The organism is Pseudomonas sp. TZ252, from assembly GCF_056110345.1.
The window spans coordinates 906201-922418 of the sequence record NZ_CM148566.1 but is presented as its reverse complement, the minus strand read 5'-3'; the positions used below and the strand labels follow the sequence as shown (position 1 = coordinate 922418).

18 protein-coding genes are annotated in these 16218 nt (G+C 63.5%); 9 read left to right on the top strand and 9 right to left on the bottom strand.

Annotated elements, in window-relative coordinates:
• Window positions 1-6: 6 nt before the first annotated feature.
• The 5 genes from ACYAF3_RS04345 to ACYAF3_RS04325 form a co-directional block, all read right to left on the bottom strand.
• Window positions 7-1401, bottom strand: coding sequence for an amidase (locus ACYAF3_RS04345; RefSeq protein WP_003098438.1), 1395 nt, complete (start codon window positions 1399-1401; stop codon window positions 7-9).
• Window positions 1402-1528: 127 nt separating this feature from the next.
• Window positions 1529-2428, bottom strand: coding sequence for an alpha-1,6-rhamnosyltransferase (gene migA / locus ACYAF3_RS04340; RefSeq protein ID WP_003163351.1), 900 nt, complete (start codon window positions 2426-2428; stop codon window positions 1529-1531).
• Between the two features lie 254 nt (window positions 2429-2682).
• A complete protein-coding gene (catB, locus tag ACYAF3_RS04335) occupies window positions 2683-3321 on the bottom strand; it encodes a type B chloramphenicol O-acetyltransferase (protein ID WP_003163350.1) in 639 nt (212 codons plus the stop codon).
• Window positions 3322-3413: 92 nt separating this feature from the next.
• Complete coding sequence (toxR, locus tag ACYAF3_RS04330) at window positions 3414-4193, bottom strand: toxA transcriptional regulator ToxR (RefSeq protein ID WP_003120800.1); 780 nt, start codon at window positions 4191-4193, stop codon at window positions 3414-3416.
• Window positions 4194-4478: 285 nt separating this feature from the next.
• Window positions 4479-5333, bottom strand: a complete 855-nt coding sequence (locus ACYAF3_RS04325; protein ID WP_003123052.1) for a LysR family transcriptional regulator — start codon at window positions 5331-5333, stop codon at window positions 4479-4481.
• Between the two features lie 115 nt (window positions 5334-5448).
• Here ACYAF3_RS04325 and ACYAF3_RS04320 point away from each other — a divergent pair, with 115 nt between their 5' ends.
• Together ACYAF3_RS04320 and gloA are read left to right on the top strand one after the other, a co-directional pair.
• Complete coding sequence (locus ACYAF3_RS04320; protein ID WP_003085421.1) at window positions 5449-5745, top strand: heme-binding protein; 297 nt, start codon at window positions 5449-5451, stop codon at window positions 5743-5745.
• Window positions 5746-5789: 44 nt separating this feature from the next.
• Window positions 5790-6185: a lactoylglutathione lyase gene (gene gloA / locus ACYAF3_RS04315; RefSeq protein WP_003098430.1), complete on the top strand. Its 396-nt coding sequence runs from the start codon at window positions 5790-5792 to the stop codon at window positions 6183-6185.
• Window positions 6186-6228: 43 nt separating this feature from the next.
• Here the strand turns inward: gloA and ACYAF3_RS04310 are convergent, their stop codons facing one another.
• Together ACYAF3_RS04310 and ACYAF3_RS04305 are read right to left on the bottom strand one after the other, a co-directional pair.
• Entirely contained in the window at window positions 6229-6735 is a 507-nt protein-coding gene (locus ACYAF3_RS04310) for a GNAT family N-acetyltransferase (protein WP_105579219.1), read from the bottom strand.
• Window positions 6736-6794: 59 nt separating this feature from the next.
• Window positions 6795-7052 carry a YjhX family toxin gene (locus ACYAF3_RS04305; protein ID WP_003085431.1) on the bottom strand — a complete coding sequence of 86 codons (258 nt, stop codon included), beginning with the start codon at window positions 7050-7052 and terminating at the stop codon, window positions 6795-6797.
• Window positions 7053-7391: 339 nt separating this feature from the next.
• Here ACYAF3_RS04305 and ACYAF3_RS04300 point away from each other — a divergent pair, with 339 nt between their 5' ends.
• On the top strand, window positions 7392-7685 hold the full coding sequence (locus tag ACYAF3_RS04300) for a DUF2845 domain-containing protein (RefSeq protein ID WP_003141121.1): 294 nt from the start codon (window positions 7392-7394) through the stop codon (window positions 7683-7685).
• A gap of 231 nt (window positions 7686-7916) precedes the next feature.
• On the top strand, window positions 7917-8393 hold the full coding sequence (locus tag ACYAF3_RS04295) for a hypothetical protein (protein ID WP_031633222.1): 477 nt from the start codon (window positions 7917-7919) through the stop codon (window positions 8391-8393).
• A 547-nt stretch (window positions 8394-8940) separates the two neighbouring features.
• Here ACYAF3_RS04295 and ACYAF3_RS04290 read toward each other — a convergent pair.
• Complete coding sequence (locus tag ACYAF3_RS04290; RefSeq protein WP_474727575.1) at window positions 8941-9828, bottom strand: hypothetical protein; 888 nt, start codon at window positions 9826-9828, stop codon at window positions 8941-8943.
• Window positions 9825-11585 (bottom strand): caspase family protein, encoded by a 1761-nt coding sequence (locus ACYAF3_RS04285; protein ID WP_474727574.1) that lies wholly within the window; start codon window positions 11583-11585, stop codon window positions 9825-9827. Before ACYAF3_RS04285 ends, ACYAF3_RS04290 begins: the two co-directional genes overlap by 4 nt.
• A 747-nt stretch (window positions 11586-12332) precedes the next feature.
• Here ACYAF3_RS04285 and ACYAF3_RS04280 point away from each other — a divergent pair.
• The 5 genes from ACYAF3_RS04280 (at window position 12333) to ACYAF3_RS04260 (ending at window position 16214) form a co-directional block, all read left to right on the top strand.
• On the top strand, window positions 12333-13094 hold the full coding sequence (locus ACYAF3_RS04280) for a hypothetical protein (protein ID WP_474727573.1): 762 nt from the start codon (window positions 12333-12335) through the stop codon (window positions 13092-13094).
• Between the two features lie 110 nt (window positions 13095-13204).
• A complete protein-coding gene (locus ACYAF3_RS04275) occupies window positions 13205-13423 on the top strand; it encodes an AlpA family transcriptional regulator (protein WP_009461157.1) in 219 nt (72 codons plus the stop codon).
• Window positions 13424-13464: 41 nt separating this feature from the next.
• Window positions 13465-14331 (top strand): ParA family protein, encoded by an 867-nt coding sequence (locus tag ACYAF3_RS04270; protein ID WP_350329777.1) that lies wholly within the window; start codon window positions 13465-13467, stop codon window positions 14329-14331.
• Window positions 14315-14563: a type II toxin-antitoxin system HicA family toxin gene (locus ACYAF3_RS04265; RefSeq protein WP_474727570.1), complete on the top strand. Its 249-nt coding sequence runs from the start codon at window positions 14315-14317 to the stop codon at window positions 14561-14563. Before ACYAF3_RS04270 ends, ACYAF3_RS04265 begins: the two co-directional genes overlap by 17 nt.
• On the top strand, window positions 14556-16214 hold the full coding sequence (locus ACYAF3_RS04260; RefSeq protein ID WP_474727568.1) for a ParB family protein: 1659 nt from the start codon (window positions 14556-14558) through the stop codon (window positions 16212-16214). Before ACYAF3_RS04265 ends, ACYAF3_RS04260 begins: the two co-directional genes overlap by 8 nt.
• The last annotated feature ends 4 nt before the right edge of the window (window positions 16215-16218 follow it).

The following is a 16218-nucleotide window of genomic DNA, read 5'->3' as shown; positions in this document are numbered from 1 at the left end:
CCGGCTTCAGTCAGCCGGCGGCCGGGGCCAGCCGTGGATCGGACCGCGCCAGCCTTCGTAGGTCTTGCCGATGCGCAACAGCCAGGTATCGGCGAAGCGCGGCGCGACCAGTTGCAGGCCGATCGGCATGCCGGCGGCCGTGAAGCCGCAGTTTATCGAGAGCGCGGGCTGTTCGCCCATATTCCACGGCACGGTGAAGACGATGTGCTCGAACGGCCGCTGCGGATCGTTCAGCGGCGAGGCCCAGTCGGCGGGGAAGGCCTCGACCTGGTTGGTCGGCGTCAGCAGCAGGTCGATCTCGCCGAACAGCCGGGCGGCGCGCCGGCGCATCTCGAAGGTCTGGTTGAAACCGCGCACCGCATCGACCCCGCTGACCCGTGCGCCGCCCTCGGCCCAGGCGTGGACATAGGGCAGCACCCTGGCCCGCCGCGTCTCGTCGAGGAGCAGCAGTTCGCTCCACAGGCGGGCGCGCCAGAAGTCGTTCAGGCCGTCGAGCAGGCTCCGGTCCATCAGCGGTTCGACGATCCTGAGCTGAGCGCCGTGCTCCTCGAACAGCCGCGCCGCGGCCTCGATCGCGGCGCGGATTTCCGCGTCGGGCTGCAGGCCGCAGCCGGGGTCGAGTTGCAGGCCGACCCTCAGGCCGCGCACCGACAGCGGCTCGGCGCTCCAGTCCAGCGCTTCCGGCGGCAGGCTGGTGGCGTCGCGGGCGTCGGGCTGCGCGAGGTAGCGCATCAGCAGCAGGCAGTCGTCCATGCAGCGGGTCATCGGACCGGCGCAGCGACCGGTGTAGTAAGGGTCGATGGGGATCCGCCCGAGGCTTGGCTTGAAGCCCACCAGGCCGCACCAGCCCGCCGGCAGTCGCACCGAGCCGCCGATGTCGGTGCCCAGGTGCAGCGGTCCGTAGCCGGCGGCGGCCGCCGCTGCCGCGCCCGAACTGGAGCCGCCGGTATTGTTGGCCAGGTTCCAGGGATTGCGGGTGACTCCGTGGAAGCTGGAGAGGCCGGATGAAAGCATGCCGAAGTCTGGAACCGTAGTCTTGGCCAGGACGATCGCGCCGGCTTCGCGCAGCCGAGCGGCCGGCGGCGCGTCGCAGGGCGCGGGTTGCAGGGCGGTGGCGGCGCTGCCCAATGGGATAGGTTCGCCAGCGGTGGCGATCAGCTCCTTGATGGTTACCGGCAGCCCGTCCAGCGGGCCTTTGGGCTGTCCCTTGCGCCAGCGCTCGGTGGCCGCCGCGGCCTGTTCGCGAACCCGTTGCGGGTCGAAGCGATACAGCGCGTTGAGATGCGGTTCCCAGCGCTGGATGTGGGCCAGCAGATGCTCGTAGTACTCGCCAGGCGAGAGTTCCCGGCGGGCGAACAGTGCCAGCAGGCGGGTTCCCGGGAGGTCGTGCAGCGCGGTCATTCAAGCTCCCTCGAAGAACGGCCGCGGGCGTCAAGCGGCCGGCCTACCCGTTGTCGGGCGGCGATTCGAAACCAAGGTGTATCCGGGAGGTATAGCCCATGCACGACGAATCTTCGCGGTGACGGACTCAGCTCTCGTGATGGAGAAGGAAGCGCTTCAACCGGCGGAAGGTGGTGCGGTTCCATTGCCGCAGCGGCAGCGAGCGGAGCAGTTGCCAGGCATGCCGCTTGTCCGCGACCACGGCGTATTTCAGGGCCTTGTTGACCAGCTCCGTGCGGCCGCGCTCGTAGGCGGGATGCGACTGGTAGGGGGCGATGGTGCGCAGGTCGGCATCGAGCAGCACCTTGTAGCGCCGCGACAGGTTGTCGGGGTGGCGCCGGTAGCGGGTGACCAGTACCGGCAGCTTGTGGATCTGGTAGCCCTGGCTGGCGATGCGCAGGGTCATCTGGAAGTCCTGCACCTTGATCTCGGGATCGTAGAAGCCGGCTGCGCGCAGGGCCTCCATGCGGTACAGGGACACCGGGGCGCCGCAGACGTAGGCGTTGCCGAGCAGGTAGTCGAAGTCCAGCTGGCGGATGCGATTGCCGTTCTGCCGCTTGGTTTCCTGGCCTTCGCTGTCGATGTAGATCACCAGGGCGCCGACGCAGCCGACTTCCGGGTGCTGGTCGAGGTACGCGGCGCGCACGCTCAACGAGTGCGGCAGCATGATGTCGTCCAGGTCCGGCGTGGCTACGTAGTCGCCGCGGGCGTGTCGCAGGCCGAAGTTCAGCGCTGCGCTGACGCCCTGGTTCTGCTGGCGGTAGAGCTGGAAACCGTGGACTTTCTGCAACTGCTCCAGCATGGCGTAGCTGTTGTCGGTGGAACCGTCGTCGACGATGATCACTTCGAAATTCGGGTAGTCCTGCTCGTAGATGCTGCGCAGGGCTTCTTCCAGGTACTTTTCCGCGTTGAAGCAGGGCGCTACGACGGATACCAGTGGGGCGTCCGTCGTGTCTGAGTGCTTGCTGGAAGTGGCTTCTTCAATCATGTGTCGTTCTTGTCACTCGTCTTGCCCGGTAGCCGTTCCAGGAGGCCGCCGGTCATGAAGTCCTGCGATCGTTCCGGCGATCGTTGCTCGGCACGGGCTGGCGGAAACACAGCGTTTCGTTCCGCCGGTACGGTCGCTGGAGTGGCTCTGGCACGCATGCCTGGATGGCCAGGCATCGCGACAGTACACCGTTGGAAGCATAGAGGGTAGGCCATCGGGCCCGAGAAAAATCCTCGACCTCCTTCGTCCAACCGTCAGGCCGAGGCCTGGCGCTGTTTCCAGTGCCGGTACAAGGCGGGGATATCCCCAGTACACAGCAGTGGCATGGCTGCCTCGATATCGGCCAGTGGCCAGTCCCACCAGGCCATTTCCAGCAGGTTCTGGATATCGCCATCGGAAAAGCGCTTACGAATGGTCCGGGCCGGGTTACCGCCGACGATGGCATAGGGCTCGACATCGCCGGTCACCAGCGCGCGGCTGCCGATGATGGCTCCGTGGCCGACCCGTACGCCGGGCATGAACATCGCCTCGGTACCGATCCAGACGTCATGGCCGATCAGCGTGTCGCCCGCTGGCTGATAGCCGTTCACGGCGCCGGCGAAGGCAGGCTCTTCGTGCATGAAGTGGAAGGGGAAGGTCGACGCCCATTCGGCGCGGTGTCCCTGGTTGCCGGCCATGATGAAGGCGGCGCCACTGCCGATCGAGCAGAAACTGCCGATGACCAGCTTGTCCACGTCGTCGCGGTCCGGCATCAGGTAGCGGGCGCAGTCGTCGAAGGAATGCCCGTGATAGTAGCCGGAGTAGTAGCTGTAGCGCCCCACCCGTATGTTCGGGTTGCTGACCTGTTCCGAGAGCAGCTTGCCCCTGAAGGGGCTCTCGAAATAGTTGCCCATGACCGTCGTCCCTGTCCGTCGAAACTGCCAAGGGTAGCGCCTGGCGGGATAGCGGGCCAGCCTGGCGTGACGGCTGGCAGCCGCGTCGGCGTTCAGCAGGCCGGACTGCTGAACGGCCAGGCCTGGAAAGGCTCCGAATAGTGCCTGCCGTGACGGAAGGCGAAGGGGAGTGCGTTGGCTTGTTGGTGCAGTTCCTCATTGTCGACGTTGAGGCAAAGCATCTGGATGTCCTGTGCCACCAACAGCCGGTTCAGGTACTCGATGCTCTTGCGCTGGCGCAGGTTACGCGTCAGCGGGCCGGGGGCAAGCAGGCGCGCGTCCAGGCCCAGGTAATCGCAGAGGCCGGCGTCGACCTCGGCGAAGCACTGGCGAGCGTCGGTATCGATGCGTTGCGGGTGCAGCGCGATGCGCACGCCGCTGTCGCGTAGCCGGGCGAGGGACGCCAGGTACTCCGCCGAGGCGGGTTCCTGCTCGTCGATGGCTAGCAGCAGGCAGAGTTCGACCTGGTGCTGCTGCAATTGCCTGGCCGAGGCCAGGATCCGCTCGCAGACCCCGGCGTTGCCCAGGCTGCTGGCATGCAGGGGAATGAAGTTCTTGCCGAGCAGTTCGAGGTCGGTGTTGTGCCGGTGCACGCACAGGAGGCGTGCCAGCAGGTGCTTGACCGCCGCCTCGGCAAGCAGCGGCGGTGCGCCGGAAAGGAAGGCCGACAGGTCGACGCGCTGGCGCCGTTCGCGCAGGGAGAGCTTGCTGCCGACCAACGCGCCGTTCCTCGCATAGATGCCATGGGCGAAGAGCTCGAATCCGTCGTTCGCATCACGGTTGCCGAGGCAGAGCCATTTCAATGGCGGGGGCGTTCTGTCTGTCGCAGTCATAAGTGATGGCTCTATGGGCAAATCTCGCCAAGGCGCTCGGGCATGGAGCCCGCACGCAGGGTTGAGGGGTATCTAGCGGAGACGACCCTACCTCCCACGAATCAAGGTCTTTCGTCGGAAAACCCAGGGGGCAGGTAGGGGATCGGCTCGGCAATCGGCCGCCGAGGGTACTTCCGGTGTCGCCGCCAGGCCTGGTTGGTGGCGGCTTTTTCTCTGGTCTGTGCAGTGGTTCCGCTGTTACCGATTTTTCCGAGTGCGTTTGTGTTGCGGCATCGATCATTGGCGTCAGTCGGCGCCGATGCTGTCGATGAAGCCCTGGATCAGCGGCGAGGCTTGCTGTTTGCGCCAGACGAAATGGATATCGCTGGAGTCCAGGCCGGCTACCGGTTCGGCATGGAAACCCCGTCGCGCGGAGGGCATGCGTGCAACGAAGCTCTCCGGCACGCAGGCGAAGCCAAGACCGGCCTCGATGCAGGCGAAGAGGCTTGGGTAGGACTCGATTTCCAGGGTTGCACGCGGCTGGATACCGCTTTCCGCCAGCCAGCGGTCGACCTGGCGGCGGTAGTGGCAAGTGTGGCCGAACACATAGAGTTCGAGGCTGGCGAGGTCCTCGGGAGTGGGTGCCGGCAGGTCGGCGGGAGTGACCCGCAACAGGCGCTCGCGGAAGGCCAGGCGGCTGGCCAGCAACGGGTGTTCGATGGGGCCGTCGGTGACGATCAGGTCCAGCTCTCCCTCCATCAGCAGGCGCTCGAGCAGCAGCGAATGCTCCGGGCGGATGTGCAGTTCAACGCCCGGCGACTCGCGGCGGTAGCGGGCCAGGCGCTGGGGCAGATGATTGGCCAGGGCCACGTCCAGTGCGCCGACCCGTAGCGCGCCGTGCGCCTGGTCGCCGGCGAACAGCGCGGCGGTCTCGTCGGCCAGCGCCAGCAGGCGCCGGGCATGGCGGTACAACAGGCGGCCCTCGGGGGTGACCAGCAGGCGATTCCTTTCGCGATTGAACAGGGCTATGCCGAGTTGTCCTTCGAGTTCGCGCAAGCGGGTAGTGATGTTCGACGGCACGCAATGCAACTGTTCGGCCGCGGCTGCGATGGTGCCGCGTTCGACCACCGCGCAGAAGAATCCGAGTTGAGAGAGTTTCACATCATTCTCTTTAAGTGAGTGACTTGCTGATTATTGATTACTTTTAATGAGTGAAAGGCCACCCTAGCATGGACCTCGCGATCGCTTCCAACCCCATTTCACGAGGAAAGATTCCATGACCTACCACGTACTGGTTCAGTTCGACGTTCCCTCCGACAAGCGCGAAGCGTTCGCCGCGGCAGGCCTGTTCGATGCCAATGGCTCGTTGCAGAACGAACCGGGCACCCTGCGCTTCGAGGTGATCCGCGACGAGAACAACCGCAACCGCTTCTACCTCGACGAGGTGTACGAAGACGAGGCGGCGTTCCTCCAGCATTGCCGCAACGAAACCATCGCGCGCTTCTACGAACTGATCGACAGCTACGCCTTCGGTCCGCTTTTCCTGTTCAAGGGCTACCGCGTCGAAGGTTGATCCCCGCTCCGGCGGCTCGCCGCCGGATTCCACGGAGAATTTCCATGCGAATCCTGCACAGCATGCTCCGCGTGGCCGATCTCGAGGCCGCGCTGGAGTTCTACACCCGCGCCCTGGACATGCGCCTGCTGCGGCGCCGGGACTATCCCGAAGGCCGCTTCACCCTGGCCTTCGTCGGCTACCAGGACGAGCGCGCGGCCGCTGCCCTGGAGTTGACCCACAACTGGGACCGGGACGGCTACACCCAGGGCGACGGCTACGGCCACCTGGCCATCGAGGTCGAGGATGCCGCCGTCACCTGCGCCCGGGCCAGGGCGCTGGGCTATCGGGTCACCCGCGAGGCCGGGCCGATGCAGCACGGACGCAGCGTGATCGCCTTCCTCGAAGACCCGGACGGCTACAAGGTGGAACTGATCCAGAAGGGTACCCAGTTCGATTGAGCCCGCGACCAGGGGGCGACATAGCGGCTGCTGTCGTTCCGGCTCAGTCGCTGGCGTCGAATGCGGCGTGGAAGGCCACTATTCCTCGCGCCATGCGCCCGCTGAAGGACTGTGCCTGGAAGTATTCGGCGGGAACGCCGGGCAACGCCAGGCCGCTTTCCACCCGAAAGCCGAAGTGTGAGTAGTAGGTCGGTTCGCCCAGTACCACGCAGCCGCCCGCGGGCAGCATGCGCAGCTCGGCGAGCAGGCGCCGGACCAACTGCGAACCGAGACCCTGGCGCTGCCGCTCGGGCGCCACCGATAGCGGCGCGAGGCCGTACCAGTCGCCCGCTTCGCCATCGATGGTCACTGGTGAGGCAGCGATATGGCCGATCACCTGGCCGTTCGCTTCGGCCACCAGCGAAAACGTCAGCGCGCCGGCACGGCGCAGGGCGTCGATGATGTACTGCTCGGTATGGCTGCTGTGCGTTTCGTTGCGGAACGCGGCTTCGGTCAGGCGAGCGATGGCGTCGATGTCGCCGGGCGTTTCCGCACGGATGGAAATATTCATGCAAGCACTCCTCGGAACCCCCGCCTTGTCCCGGCGGGGGCAATGGAAAAGGAAGGGGGTCAGCGATTGTCCGCCTGCGGGCGCACGGCTTTCAGCCCGGCCATGGATATCCGGTATGGCCTGCCCTGGCGGGAGTGGACCAGGCCCTTGTTCTTCAGCCTGGAGAACACCGCCAGGGTGCAGTCGAGCAGCAGGTGGCCGTCGCGGTTGTAGCACTCGACGCGGGTGATCTTGCCCGAAGCGTCGCGAAGGAAGGCGATATGGCCGCCCTGGGCCAAGGCGTGAAGCGTCCGTTGTTCCGGCTTGGAAACGTTCATGTCGGTAGAACCTGTAATCATCGGTGTGACAACGCGGCCGCACGGCGCGAAAAGGCGCGTGCGAGCCATGGCGAAGGCAGATAACCGGCGACACCTCGTGCGGGATGACGAAGTGGCGGTTATCGGATGACTACTATCTCCAACATGCAAGCCTCGGATCGGGGAGGGCGCAGCCACGAAAGCGTGCTGCGATGCGGCAGTCTAACGAAGCTGGCGAAGCGACGGCAAGGAACTGCCTGCGTCGCCATGCCGCTGTGCGACGCTTGCGGCTTTGTGAGGGAGTTCGCCTCGCCCCGCGGCGGTCCGCGCTTTCATTATCGGGGGAAGCGGGAGGTATCCATGTTTCGCACGGCGCTGACGCTGTTCATGTCTTCGTTGGCAATTCCTGCCGTCGCCTCGATGAGATGCGGCACGCACCTGGTGGACGAGGGCGACAGCGTCGAGCAAGTCCTGGAAAGGTGCGGGCAACCGCTGAGCAGGATCGTCAACGAGCCTGCCCTGCGCAACAACGGCGTGCCCAAGTTGAATGCCGCACGCACCGAATTCTGGGTGTATGGCCCCAGTGGAGGCGTCTACCGACACTTGCGCTTCATCGATGGCAAGCTGGTCGAGATTCGGCTCGAGCGGAAGTGATACGAGGCTGTTGAGGAGTTATTCCTACAGATAATTACTAATTTGCTGCGGAACACCGTGAAAGAGCGCTGAGCGAGAAGACGAGCCGGGTGCGGGCCCAGGTGGATGCGTCTTCCGTCGTGTAGGAATTGCCCGATATCGGGCGGCGGGGCGGAAGGTTGCGGGCCACCCTGATCGCATACCTGAAAAGTTGGCGGCGTAATCTCCGCGATTTTCAGGCGAGGACGCGTCGTGTTGAAGTTATTGGTCGTGGTTGCTTCCCTGTTCATCGGCGGAGGCATGGCCATGGGAGAGCCCGGGGGGGCGGATGGGTTTTCCGCTGTCGCAGCGGTCGATCCGGGAGCGAAGCCCGAAGCGCAACTGGACGGGGAGCCCCAGGAGGTCAGCGAAGCGCCGGCCTATCGTGTGGATGACCTCACCTTCCTGTACCTCACCCATGAGGTCTATCTGGAACCCTACGTTTCCTGCCGTCCGAAAGTCCTGGGCGAACGTTCGTACGTCGCCTGCTGGAACGAAACCTACTCCGGCCGCTCCCCGCTGAACTTCTGGGAATACGACGGGGGTGACTTCCTCGCCCTCAACGACCCGGCACGTGTGTTGGCCGAGGGAAAGTTCGCCAGCGAGCAGCACATCGGCGAAGCGCCCCTGCCGCTGCCTCTGGATATCGATCTGGACCAGTTGGAGCGGGCCTACTCGCTGATGATGTAAGGAAGAGGAGCCTTCCGGCTGCGCCTCCGCCGAAATCCAGGGGGCGCTTGCGATCTTTCCCGGGCTTTAGGCGGGGAAAGCCTGAAAACAGAAAGCCCCTGGCACTGGTTGGTGTCAGGGGCCTTTGCATTGGGATCTGGAGCGGGCGAAGGGAACATCACGCCGCACTCAACCCGTTGATTAATAACGAGTTTCTCCCATGAGCACCATGGAATTAGACCGGATTATGTACCAGTCTCACCTTCTAGGGCAAAGGCCAGGTTGGTGCCGCCCCTCCCAATCTCTAAGCGGTGGTGCGCCAGCCTTCCACACGGCGCTGGTTACTTTGCCCCAGAAGGCACCACAATCGTGGGGCGCGATCAGATCCGCCAGTCTGCAGCAGCACACTCACCAGCTCGGTCTCGGCTTGAGGTATCCGATCGCCGTCATTGCTATGGTCGACGCGACGGATTGCAACGGCAAAGAATCGTCGGCACCGTTGGCCGCCAAAATCTCCTAGAAACCACTTGCTTTCAGCTTCCAAGCCTGCGCTACCGTCCGAGCCCAATTAGGATGGAATCTGCGATAGCGCTTGCCTCAACACCTCAATCACGCCCTTGTGCGGCAGGTACCCAATGATGCCATGCGCATTGATGGTCGTGTTGTCGACGGTACCGTCGTTCCCGATTCCCTCTGCGAAGTTCTCCTTGGTAAGGGGCTTTCCGAGTGCAACGAAATCGGAGGGGTCATAGAAGTTCTCCCACTTCTGGACAAATCTTGCCCTTCGTCGCGGGACACCCAACTTCGCTTTGAACGCATCCAGCCCGAGGGGCGATCCCATGGTAATCAGCAGAGGGACCTGAACCCCGGCACTGACAGCGTCTATCTCTCGCAGTAGCTTGAAAGCGATGACAGTTCCGAGTGAGTGAGTAATCAGTATTTGAGGACTACGCTGCAGGTAAGGGCGAACGATATCGTCCACCGCCTTGGCCGCTTTTGGCGAGGAAAGGTAGGTATGGCCTTGTCGCACGAGCCGAAGCAGGAGCGCGCCCTTGGCAGGGGAAATCTTCTCGACCACGCGCATGAGACCAACGAGGCGTCTTGCGATGAGGTTGTCCATCGGCACGGCAATGTTCCCCGACTCTTCGATGGCAGCGTCGATCTGGGCCTCATCGATGTCATGATCGCCAGCGAACTCCTCCATAACAGCGCTGAGGAACTTCAGTTCATCAGCGTCGCCGATATCGACTGCTGTGGATTCAGCTCCCATGCCGACAGCGACTTTGGTCTTGCGGTTCGTCCAATCCGCGAGAGTCGTCCCGTAGTAGGCCATCTCGACTGAGGCGCCGGCAAGCAAGCCAGGCTGAACAGCATGAAGAGACTCAGTCCACTTTTGCAGGAGTTCTTCCTTCGTTGAGCCTTCTTGCCCGATCCCGTGAATCATCAGCACATTCATCTGCTTTCCTCCAGGTTGAATTTTTGTACCAAGATACGCGCGCCTTCTGCTTTGAATGACGAGAACTGGGATGGCAGGAGAAAAGCAGCGACGTCACCTAAATTTTCCGCAACTGCCTTCTCCTCTGGTTCCGGGTTTTCCATGAATTGCCATCCTTGGCGCAGCCAAGGCCATAGACCGGCGATCTCTCCCTCGACGGGGTGGGTCGCACTGGTTACCCATCCGGGTAACTTTTGATTTGCAGCTGAATATGGTCGCTCCCTGACTGGGGGAACTTCTGTCACCAAGCTGCCGTGGCCGGAGTCGGTGCTTTTGAGTAATCCCATGAACGCCACGTCGAATGGAATGGCCTGTCCGTAATCGCAGTAAAAAAACGCCATGCGCCGAATACTGTCGATGTCTCCACTATAGTCATAAAGATAGCTGGCGATGGCTCCCAGTGTCGGGTTGACGTGCTTGGCAGAACGGAGCCGCGCCGCGATATCGTCCACCTGATCTGCAGCAAGATTGCCGGCCTGAAGGTCCACAATCGTCTCGATGTAAGTGCTTAGTGGATCCGGTCCCCAGTCCCATCGGGAAACACAGGTCCAGTTGATCTCACTTCTTCCGTCGCGAACAAGAAAAGTGACCAGCATCGGATAAACGACAGCCGATGCAAAAACGCCATCCTCGAATTCGACCAGTATTTGAATGGCCCCTTGATTCTTGCTGCTCACCCGGTAGTGTGTGACGCCGTCTTCCATGAGACATTTCTCAACGGAAGATGTACTCCAGATCGCCTTTGGCACCGCACCGCGGATAGACAGATTGAAATCACGGACGTCGGCCTTTCTCTGGATTGAGAGTCCGTCTCGGATGTGCCGCGTGAGTAATCGCGCTTGGAGAGGGCGCGAAAACTCTTTGATGCCGGGAAGTCTGAATTGCGGCTCTCTACCGCCACCATCCGGCTCCTGAACCACCTCAGGTGGTGCCGGCCACTTGGGTGGAGGTAGCCCATGTGGGCTGCCTCCACGCTGAAAGTAGACTGCATGCTCGCGGGGTATGCCGGTGGCGCAATCTGGCTTGCACTGGAGGTCGTAGATTTCTCCGATTTCCCGCAATCGGTCTTTGGAGAACAAGGCCAGTGATTCGGGTATTACGCAGTCGGGAAGGTATTTGTCAAACGCTTCATCCCTGAAGCCGCAAAGGCCTTCGATCAAGACGGTGGAGAACACGCATCGATCAGGTGCCTTGCCGTCCCCTTTCAGCATATACGCCTGTTGACCATCTACCACCGCATTGAAGCGATCGATGATCGGTGCCTGTGCTTCGTATGGCCCTCGTGGAAGCACGGGATCACCAAAAATGTCAGCAGTATCTATGTCCGCCGGTAGCGAGCGGCAAGCATCACCAAAGATCGTCAGGCTCCTGATGCCGTGTCTGTAGAGTTGTCTCTTTAGCCCTTCCACAGAGATGGCACGAGTTTCGTCAAACCAATCGCTTGGGAGCCACATATTTTGTTCAGCCCCGGAGCGGAATCCATGCCCAGCGAAGTGCAGGACAAAGAGCTCCACCTCGTCGTTGGAAGCGAGCATCTTCTTCAGCGATTCTCGAATACGCTGAATGGTGACGCGTGTCTCACCCTCATCAGTGATCACCTCCGTGGTGAATCCGGCTTGGCGCGCCCAATCTCCCATTTCGTGTGCCGCCGTAATAGCTCCCGGCAAGTATGAAAGTGGGGGAGCCTTCGATACCCCAATCGTCAGACACAGCTTCACGGTTGTCCCCTCCGGCAATGCGCCAATCTAATCGCTTCGTCGAAAGTAGATCGTACAAGCACGATCACGTTGTCGTCGCCCCTGTATCGCTTGAGGCCTTCGTCCGATGAGAGTCGTGACGCCAGAGCCGCGCGCTTGCGCCAGCATGTCACTGCGTGTTGCGCTTGATGTCTGGCCTCTCAGGTGAGGATGCAGGGGGACCATGATCGGCTTTTCTGTTACTTCGGTTGCCCGCATATAGAACGGTTGATGTCCTGAAATTTGTCGGCGAATCGGTGAATCGATGGCATTCGCCTGTCATTCCTTCTTGATCTGAACGAAGACCCATGCCGTCTGGCTCGATGCCTCATCGTTGCCCGTCGAGGCGGCGTCGCCGCGTCAGGTGCCACCCGAACCGCCTCTGCTGAAAGACCATCGGCGTCTGACACGCGGGTGATGCTCAGCCATGAAGGCACAGAGACGGAATGCGTCTTTCGCCGCGATGGCATCTGTAGCAAAACCTCACTACCAAGCCTCCCCGTCATAGGCAAGAAACATCTTGAAGCATACCGCCACGCGGGGGCTCGGTGTCGGTGGACAAGGTGCCACATCGACTGGGGGCTGGGGTGAGCATTGCAGCCATTCGCCGTCACTACAACCTTTCCACAAGCCAAGTCGCCACCGCTCCGCGCCGCGAAGGTGTGGGATGGTGCCGACCAGACCACGAGACAAGCCGATGTCCTGAACCCGTTCACCAGGGAGTAGCCCATGAGAAAGTCATCTTCTTCCGGCGCCCAAGCCAAGGTCTTCTATCGTCCGATCGAGGCGGCCATTCAGTGGGCGGGGCTGTCGCGTTTCGAGCGTCGCATCCTCGATGTCGCCAAGGGGATGAACCGCTTGCCCGAGGACCCTGAACTGGCGCGCTGGCCACAGCTTCGCCTGAACGCGGAACGGATCTACGACGCACTGGTGCATCTCGACCTTCCCTACGGCAAGGATGGCATCACGAGCAACGACCCCGCCTTGCTCAATGACCCTGGCCTCACGATCCGCCACGTCGATCTGAAGGCCTGGATGATCCGTTTCTATCCCGACCAGCGACCGGCCTTCCTGTTCGATGCCTTTGAGCGTCACCTGCATCCGGCCGTCAGTGTCGATGCCGTGCAGGCACTGGTCATGGACCGCGAGGCGTTGAAGCTCCAGCTTGCCGACAAGGTGCAAGCCTGGGACGCGCTCTATGAGCAGTTCCAGACGCTCAGCCAGGAGCACCAGGCGCGCACGGAGCACGAGAAGCGGTCCGGGATGCCGGGCGCCCGCAGTGAATCCACCTACCTGAACATCGTTGGCGGTCTTCTGACCCTGCTGTTGGGCAAGTCACCCAATGGCGTTCCCTATTCGTCCTTCGAGACGCTGGAATCGGTCATCAGTGCGCTGGTTGCCCATTACGGCGACAAATCCGGGATCAGCGAGCGAACGCTGTGGGCGAAGTTTTCGGCAGCCAAGCGTCATCTCGCCACTCAGGACCGCTGACTGCAAGTGCAGACGGCGTGTCTGCACTTGCGGTGACTGCGCGGGAACCGCGCTATTGAATACGTGGCACTTCCATCACCGCCGCTACACAGCGCCAAGGAGTGTCCCTCGTGACTGCCCAGACCATCGCCACCGCGACGCCGAACGAACACCGCATCCTGCGCCGCGCGGAAGTCGAGGCCAAGACCGGCTTCAAACGCGCCCACATCTACAACCTGATCAAGGAGGGCAAGTTTCCCAAGCCCCTGCGCCTCGGGGTACGCGCCATCGGCTGGGATTCGGTGGAGATCGATCAGTGGATCACCGATCGACTCAGGGAACGGGCGTGAGCCCGCGCTCCCCCGGAATCCCTTCCACGAGGAGTCGCGCCATGCAGGTGGTATCCATCATTTCGACCAAGGGTGGCGTCGGCAAGACGACCACCGCAGCGAACCTGGGCGGTTTCATCGCCGATGCGGGGCTGCGCGTGCTGCTGCTGGACCTGGACGTACAGCCCACCTTGTCGAGCTACTTCACGCTCGGCACGCGTGCGCCTGCCGGCATCTACGAGATGCTGGCCTTCAACGAGCAGCGTATCGAGCAATTGACTTCGCAGACCGCTGTGGCGGGTCTCGACCTGGTGGTGTCGAACGACCACCGCGGCGAACTGAACACACTGCTGCTGCACGCGCCCGACGGTCGGCTGCGCCTGCGTCACCTGCTCCCCGCGCTGGCGTCGCACTACGACCTGCTGCTGATCGATACCCAGGGCGCGCGCAGTGTGCTGCTGGAGATGGCGGTACTGGCTTCCAACCTGGCGCTGTCACCGGTGACGCCGGAAATCCTGGCAGCGCGTGAACTGAGGCGCGGCACGCTGCAGCTGATAGAGGACATCGCTCCGTATCGGCACCTCGGCATAGAGCCACCGCCGCTGCGCTTGCTCATCAACCGTGTGCATCCGGTGTCGTCGAACGCCCGACTGATCCAGCAGGCCCTGCGCCAAGTGTTCCAGGCGCACGCTGGCATACAGGTCCTGAACACCGACGTGCCGGCCATCGAAGCCTACCCACGTGCTGCCACACGGGGACTGCCAGTGCATCGCGTCGAATACCGGCAGCCGGTGGGCCGTACTGCGCCTGCGGCGTTGGAAACGATGCGTGCGCTGGCTGGCGAGCTTTTCCCGGCATGGCGGGAACGCTTCGCGTGCGTTACCGGCAGAGGCCACGCAGGAGGAGCCAGTCATGGCAAACGCGCATGAACTGGCCCGCGGCCATGAGCGGCTGCGCGCGCTGATCGAGTTCGCGCTGGGCGAAGGCTGGCGCGTGAAGCGCACGCGCGGCGGGCACCTGATGTTCACCAAGCCCGGCTACTCCACGATCTACACCAGTTCGACCGCGAGCGATCACCGCGCCAGCCGCAACGCTCGCGCGCAGCTTCGCCGCGCCGATCGACAGGTCCCGGCGGCGTCTCGGGAGAGCAGCGATGGCTGAGCCGACGCCGCAGGACATGGCCGCCAAGCTGCTGGCCAGCGGCTTCGAACGCAACGGTCCTTCGGCCGCGGCGTTGACCGACCCCATCGCCGACACACCGATGGTGGTGACGCTGGACGAGCTGCGCCCCTATGAACATGACCCACGCGTGACGCGCAACCCGGCCTACGAGGAAATCAAGACCTCGATCCGCGAGCGCGGGCTGGACGCACCGCCCGCGATCACGCGCCGGCCGGGCGAGGCGCACTACATCATCAGGAACGGTGGCAATACGCGGCTGGCGATCCTGCGCGAATTGTGGAGCGAAACCAAGGAAGAACGCTTCTTCCGCATCGCGTGCCTGTTCCGCCCGTGGCCGGCGCGCGGCGAAATCGTGGCGCTGACCGGGCATCTGGCCGAGAACGAGCTGCGTGGCGGGCTGACCTTCATCGAGCGGGCGTTGGGCATCGAGAAGGCGCGCGAGTTCTACGAGCAGGAAAGCGGCCAGGCACTGTCGCAGAGCGAACTAGCGCGGCGGCTGACTGCCGACGGTTATCCGGTGCCGCAGTCGCACATCAGCCGTATGAACGATGCGGTGCGCTACCTGCTGCCGGCGATCCCGACGCTGTTGTACGGCGGACTGGGCCGGCATCAGGTGGACCGGCTCGCAGTGCTGCGCAAGGCGTGCGAGCGCACCTGGGAGCGGCGTGCGCTGGGCCGCACCGTGGCCGTGGACTTCGCCACCTTGTTTCAGGACGTGCTGACGCAGTTCGACACACAACCGGACGACTTCTCGCCACAGCGGGTGCAGGACGAGCTGGTGGGCCAGATGGCCGAGCTGCTGGAGGTGGACTACGACACGCTGGCGCTGGAGATCGACGACAGCGAAAGCCGCCAGCGTGCGCTGAGCAGCGAACCGACGGCGCCGAAGCCACCGGCGGCGCCTGTCGTGCCTGCTGCTCCCTCCGCACCGGTCTCCGCGCCTCAGCAGCCTCCCGTGTCGTCCCTACCGCGCGACACCACACCGGTCTCGCCTGCGGCGTCAGCAGCGCCACCGCCTGCATCGCCCGAAGCGCCGCAGGACCAGCACGGACAACGCGACGAGCGCCTGCAAGGGCACATCGTGACACCGGCACCGACCACCGAGCGCCTGCAGTCCATCCAACGGATGGTCGCGGACCAGCTCGGCGACAAGCTGCCCGACTTCGAGGCCGATGCGCTGCGTGCGATCCCCGTGCAGGCGGGCGGGCTCTATCCCATCTCGGACGTCTGGTACATCGAGCCGAGCTTGGACGTGCCGGATCGCCTGCGCGTGCACATCGCGCAATTCGCGCGCGAGATCGCCGGGGACGCAGCGGTAGCCGACCACATCGAGGCCAGCGACGGCGGCATCGGCTTCATCTGCGTGGCGCCGGCCGTGGGCCAGGCGAAGGCGCTGCCGGTGTTCGCGCGGGCGGTGCTGACCCTGCTGCATGCGCTGAGTGCAGCGCCGCCCGCCGCGAACGGATTGGACCGCGCGCGGCTGGCCGACGAGCTGGCGGCGCTGCTCCATGGCCATGGCGGCTCGGCCACACGACTGACCGATGCTGCGCTGGTGAAGCTGTTCCGTCTGCTGCGCCTGGCGCGCCGGTTGCTGGATCTGGAAGCCGGCGTAGCGAGCCAGGATTCCTGAGCGC

Coding starts and splice junctions, on each gene's coding strand:
- gloA (WP_003098430.1), top strand. CDS start 5,790: ATGCGAATCCTGCACAGCATGCTCCGCGTGGCCGATCTCGAGGCCGCG.
- migA (WP_003163351.1), bottom strand. CDS start 2,428: ATGATTGAAGAAGCCACTTCCAGCAAGCACTCAGACACGACGGACGCC.
- ACYAF3_RS04305 (WP_003085431.1), bottom strand. CDS start 7,052: ATGAACGTTTCCAAGCCGGAACAACGGACGCTTCACGCCTTGGCCCAG.
- ACYAF3_RS04280 (WP_474727573.1), top strand. CDS start 12,333: ATGAGAAAGTCATCTTCTTCCGGCGCCCAAGCCAAGGTCTTCTATCGT.
- ACYAF3_RS04260 (WP_474727568.1), top strand. CDS start 14,556: ATGGCTGAGCCGACGCCGCAGGACATGGCCGCCAAGCTGCTGGCCAGC.
- ACYAF3_RS04300 (WP_003141121.1), top strand. CDS start 7,392: ATGTTTCGCACGGCGCTGACGCTGTTCATGTCTTCGTTGGCAATTCCT.
- ACYAF3_RS04320 (WP_003085421.1), top strand. CDS start 5,449: ATGACCTACCACGTACTGGTTCAGTTCGACGTTCCCTCCGACAAGCGC.
- ACYAF3_RS04310 (WP_105579219.1), bottom strand. CDS start 6,735: ATGAATATTTCCATCCGTGCGGAAACGCCCGGCGACATCGACGCCATC.
- ACYAF3_RS04345 (WP_003098438.1), bottom strand. CDS start 1,401: ATGACCGCGCTGCACGACCTCCCGGGAACCCGCCTGCTGGCACTGTTC.
- ACYAF3_RS04270 (WP_350329777.1), top strand. CDS start 13,465: ATGCAGGTGGTATCCATCATTTCGACCAAGGGTGGCGTCGGCAAGACG.
- ACYAF3_RS04265 (WP_474727570.1), top strand. CDS start 14,315: ATGGCAAACGCGCATGAACTGGCCCGCGGCCATGAGCGGCTGCGCGCG.
- catB (WP_003163350.1), bottom strand. CDS start 3,321: ATGGGCAACTATTTCGAGAGCCCCTTCAGGGGCAAGCTGCTCTCGGAA.
- toxR (WP_003120800.1), bottom strand. CDS start 4,193: ATGACTGCGACAGACAGAACGCCCCCGCCATTGAAATGGCTCTGCCTC.
- ACYAF3_RS04290 (WP_474727575.1), bottom strand. CDS start 9,828: ATGAATGTGCTGATGATTCACGGGATCGGGCAAGAAGGCTCAACGAAG.